The sequence below is a fragment of the Pseudomonas sp. 2VD genome (assembly GCF_005503585.1).
GTDB classification, from domain to species: Bacteria; Pseudomonadota; Gammaproteobacteria; order Pseudomonadales; family Pseudomonadaceae; genus Pseudomonas; species Pseudomonas aeruginosa.
In genome coordinates this window covers 1-4,138 of record NZ_SCND01000453.1, presented here as the reverse complement: position 1 = coordinate 4,138, position 4,138 = coordinate 1, and the positions used below count along the sequence as shown (strand labels likewise).

Sequence of the window (4,138 nt, the reverse complement as noted above, 5' to 3'; positions counted from 1 at the left end):
GGGCATGCTCAGCCAGTGCCAGGGCTGCTCGAACTCCGCGGCCACCCCGAACACCTCGGCGTAGCGCCGGGCATGGGCCGGCGGCGGATAGGCGAAGCCGACCCGCACGTCCTGCAACGGCTCGCCGACCAGGAAGCAGGCGATGGAATACAGCGTCGCCATCAGGCCCTCGGCGGCGAACACCGAAGCGGCGCCCAGCGGCATCGACTCCACCGCGCGCAACTCGGCGCGGCCGTCATCGAGCACCAGTTCCAGTTCGTAGGCCAGGCCGAGCACCCGGTAGTACTTGAGGGCGAACTGGATGGCCTTGCCCAGGTTGGCGCTGGACAGCACCGCGTAGCCGAGGATGCCGTGGGCGGAGACGTTCAGGCGCTGGCCGAGCACCAGCCCCAGCGCCGGCTCGCCGCACAGGGCCTGGGCGCTGTAGGTGAGCTGGTTGAAGTCGAGGAAGGACAGGCGGCCGTTCGGGCTGTCCAGCACCTCGGGACGCACCCGCGCAGCGTCGAACAGCGCCTGGCGGGATACGCCGTACTCCGCGACAAGATCGAGTAGTGCCTCGGCATAGGCCACCGGCACCAGTTCGGCGGTGAAATTGAGCGGTTGTTTCATGGCTGTTTATTGTTCTGACCGCTGGCCGGATATGACCGGAAATTTGGCAGAAGATAACCTTGTGAGGCTATCCCCCGCAAGCGATAGTCGATCCCATGGTCCTTCACCATCACAGGGAGCCGCTATGGCCAGCACCACCCCCGAAGGTCTGGAGATCCGCCCGCGTCATCTGGACTTCGACCTGCCCGATCCGATGCCGCGCCACTGGCACAGCGGCGACGCTTTCAAGACCCACATGTTCAACGCCATGTCGGTGCTGTTCCCCGATGGCGAGCGCTTCTTCATCGACTCCGTGCGCCACTACCGCGAGCGGGTCGAGGACCCGGCGCTGAAGCAACAGATCCGTGGCTTCATCGGCCAGGAAGGCCACCACAGCCGCGAGCACCTGGTCTACAGCGACCGCCTGCGCGCCCTCGGCTACGACATCGACCGCCTGGAAGGCGGCGCCAAACGGCGCATCCGCTTCGCCCAGCAGAAACTGCACCCGTCGCGGCAACTGGCGGCCACCGCGGCCCTGGAGCACCTCACCGCGATCATGGCCGACGGCCTGCTGAGCAACCCCAGGTGGCTGGAAGGCGCCGACCCGACCATGGCCCGCCTGTGGCGTTGGCACGCACTGGAGGAAACCGAGCACAAGGCGGTGGCCTACGACGTGTTCATGCTGGTCAACGGCAAGGCCAGGCTGCGCCGCCGGGCGATGGTCCAGGGCACCTTCTTCTTCGCCCTCGACACCACCAAAGGCCTGGTCCACATGCTCAAGCGCGACGGCCTGCTGTGGAACTTCAAGGTCTGGCGCGACGGCATCAAGTGGCTGTGGGGCAAGGACGGCGTGTTCCGCTCGCTGGTGGGCGTGTACCTGGACTTCTACAAGAAGGACTTCCACCCCTGGCAGCACAATAACCTGCACCTCATCGAGCAGTACCGCGACCAGTTCGAACCGGAACCGAAGGCCGCCTGACCCTCCTCGCCGCCCCTCCGCGCCGCGAGAGGGGCTTGCATCGCTTCCCTGCCCTGCCTGGTATTTCGGCCTTTCGTCCATGCATTAAAAAGCCCGCGACTGACCAGCGCGGGCTTCTTCATGACGGCCTGGGATCAGGCCATCAGGAAGCGCAGTGCATCCGCCGCGGTCTGCTCGGGAATCTCCTCCATGGGGATATGCCCGACGCCCGGATAGGTCTTCACCTGGATCCCCGGCAGGTCGCGTTGCCACAGCGGTACGTGCTTCGGCGAGATCCAGCGGTCGCGTTCGCCCCACATCAGCAGGGTCGGCGCGACGATCCGGGCGATGCGTTCGCCGGAGGTGCCGAGTTCCTCGCGGTTGACCTTCAGCAACACGCGGAAGATCTCCATCATGCCCTTGCGGTTGCCCGGGCGGCGGCTCAGGTCGTAGTAGCGGTCGACCACCCCCGGCTTGATCCGCCCCGGCTCGCCATAGACTTCCTTGATGCCCTGGGCGATCAGCGCTCGCGGCATCCACAGCGGCATCGCCAGGGTCGAGCCGGGCAGCGCCGCCGAGGCGATCATCCACGGCACCTTGCGCATCTGGTAACCGGCCGGGTCGATCAGCACCAACCGTTCCACCCGCTGCGGCTGCGCCAGGGCGAAGTTCCAGGCGATATAGCCGCCCAGGGAGTTGCCGGCGATCGAGGCCTTGTCGATCTTGAGGAAATCGAGCAACTGGCCGAGGATCGCCACCATGCGCTCGCCGGAGTAGCGGCTGTCACGCCCCGGCCCGGTCAGGCCGAAGCCCGGCACGTCGAAGCGTACGATGCGGAAGTACGGCGACATCGCCTTCACCCAGTCGTCCCAGGTGTGCAGCGAGGCGACCACGCCGTGGATCATCACCAGCACCGGCTTGTCGCGGCTGCCCTCGTCGCGGTAGTGCAGCGGGAAACCGTCCAACTCGATGAAGCGCGAGCCGCTGGACGGTGCGGCGTAGCGCTCGCGCAACGACTCCAGCGAGAGGGAGCCGAAGCCCAGGCGGGCGAATCCGACCGCCAGCGGCGGTTGCAGCAGATAGGGTGTCGCGGACATGGACGCACGTCTCCCGTCTTGTTGTTATGACAGGGCATCAGAGCATGGCCACGGCGGGCTGCGAGCCCAACCTAGGTTCTGTAGGCGCGAGCGGCGATTGCCCGGCTGTTACCCTTGCAGTCTCGTCGGAGCCTGGGTGCTGGGACAGAGCGTACCCACCAGCAGGTCGCCGAGCACCCGCTTGACCCGCGGCAGCTCCAGCGGGTCGCTGGCATTGAGCAGCTCCAGCGAAGCCGCCTCCATCGCCCAGATCAGCACCCGGTAGGTCAGCGCATCGTGGGCCGCGCCCTGGGCGCCCAGGCGCTCGGCCCACAGCTCGATAATCTTCAGGTGCGCGCGCTGCCGGTGCGCCGCCAGCGGCGAGCCGGCATGCAGGGCCTCCTCCTGCATCATGCGGATGATCGGACCGACCGCCAGGTGGTAGTCGAAGAACAGCGAGACCATCGCCCGCAGCCAGTCCTCGTCGCTGCCGGCCTCGCTGCGCAGCCCGCCGAAGCGCGCCAGCAGCAATTGCACGGCGCTGTGGTAGATGCTTTCCAGCACCTCCAGCTTGCCGGCGAAATACTTGTAGAAAGTCCGCCGCGAGACCCGCGCCGCCTCCAGCAGGTCGTTGACCGTGGTCTCGGCGACTCCCTTGCGGGTGAACACCGGGATCGCCGCGAGCTGGATGTTGGTCCGTTGCAGATGCCCCACCAGCGGCCCCTCGCCCTGCGCCGCCTGGCGCGCCAGCGCGCCGTAGCCGCCGAGGTCCTCGAATACCGCCTGCAAGCCGTCCCACTGCGCCGTTGCCATCCCGTCCGCCCCAATCGAAGCGCGGGGTGACGGCGGCCCCGGCCATCGCTAACCTAGGCCGATCCACGCGCCCCGCAAGGAAAGTCCGTGCCGACCCTATCACGCCGCCTGCTCTGGCCGCTGGCCATCCTTTTACTGGTTCTCGGCCGCCCGCTCGCGGCCGCCGACCTCTACTACCTCGGCCAGCGCATCCCGGACATCCAGAAACCCTGGGACAGCCACGACTACCAGGTGTTGATCGACGCCCTGAAGAAGATCGAGGAAACCCAGAAGAACGCCCTGCCGCGACGCAGCGGCGAATTCACCGGGCCGCTCTACCTGCGCATGGTCAGCGAGGAAAACTTCCGCCCGCAGCTGAACATCTACAGCCCCCTGGAGATCCGCCAGAACGAGGCCCGCGAAGTGCTGTTCAAGCTCAAGGAGCTGATGCGCCTGTACTTCGACTTCCGCGCCGCCAAGCAGCCCTACGGCGCCGAGGCGCTGGGCCTGATGAGCTACTCGCTGCGCGAGCAGTCGATCCTGTTCACCCTCACCGTCGAATTCTGGATGACCCTGTCCCAGGCCGAACAGCGCAACCCCGCGCGCCTGCAGGGCATGCAGGAAACCAAGGCGGCCGCGGCGATGCTCACCGGCAGCGCCCTCGACTACCTCGGCCTCACCGCCCAGTTCGAGCGCCAGGACCTGGTGCTCTACTCCGCCGAAC

The 4,138-nt window shown here is 67.0% G+C and carries 4 protein-coding genes and 1 pseudogene; 2 read left to right on the top strand and 3 right to left on the bottom strand.

Going from position 1 to position 4,138, the window contains the following annotated elements:
• Positions 1-609: pseudogene (oruR, locus tag FFS27_RS29515) on the bottom strand (ornithine utilization transcriptional regulator OruR); the annotation flags it as partial.
• Between the two features lie 124 nt (positions 610-733).
• On the opposite strand from oruR, the gene FFS27_RS29510 reads away from it, so the two are divergent.
• Positions 734-1,567 carry a metal-dependent hydrolase gene (locus FFS27_RS29510; RefSeq protein ID WP_003109433.1) on the top strand — a complete coding sequence of 278 codons (834 nt, stop codon included), beginning with the start codon at positions 734-736 and terminating at the stop codon, positions 1,565-1,567.
• 134 nt (positions 1,568-1,701) lie between these two features.
• Here FFS27_RS29510 and FFS27_RS29505 read toward each other — a convergent pair whose 3' ends face one another.
• Positions 1,702-2,643 carry an alpha/beta fold hydrolase gene (locus tag FFS27_RS29505; RefSeq protein ID WP_003085798.1) on the bottom strand — a complete coding sequence of 314 codons (942 nt, stop codon included), beginning with the start codon at positions 2,641-2,643 and terminating at the stop codon, positions 1,702-1,704.
• A 108-nt stretch (positions 2,644-2,751) separates the two neighbouring features.
• Positions 2,752-3,435: a TetR/AcrR family transcriptional regulator gene (locus tag FFS27_RS29500; RefSeq protein ID WP_003085795.1), complete on the bottom strand. Its 684-nt coding sequence runs from the start codon at positions 3,433-3,435 to the stop codon at positions 2,752-2,754.
• An 87-nt stretch (positions 3,436-3,522) separates the two neighbouring features.
• Between FFS27_RS29500 and FFS27_RS29495 the strand changes: the two genes are divergently transcribed.
• On the top strand, positions 3,523-4,138 hold a 616-nt coding region (locus FFS27_RS29495; protein WP_137952402.1), incomplete at its 3' end, for a hypothetical protein.

Coding starts and splice junctions, on each gene's coding strand:
- FFS27_RS29505 (WP_003085798.1), bottom strand. CDS start 2,643: ATGTCCGCGACACCCTATCTGCTGCAACCGCCGCTGGCGGTCGGATTC.
- FFS27_RS29510 (WP_003109433.1), top strand. CDS start 734: ATGGCCAGCACCACCCCCGAAGGTCTGGAGATCCGCCCGCGTCATCTG.
- FFS27_RS29500 (WP_003085795.1), bottom strand. CDS start 3,435: ATGGCAACGGCGCAGTGGGACGGCTTGCAGGCGGTATTCGAGGACCTC.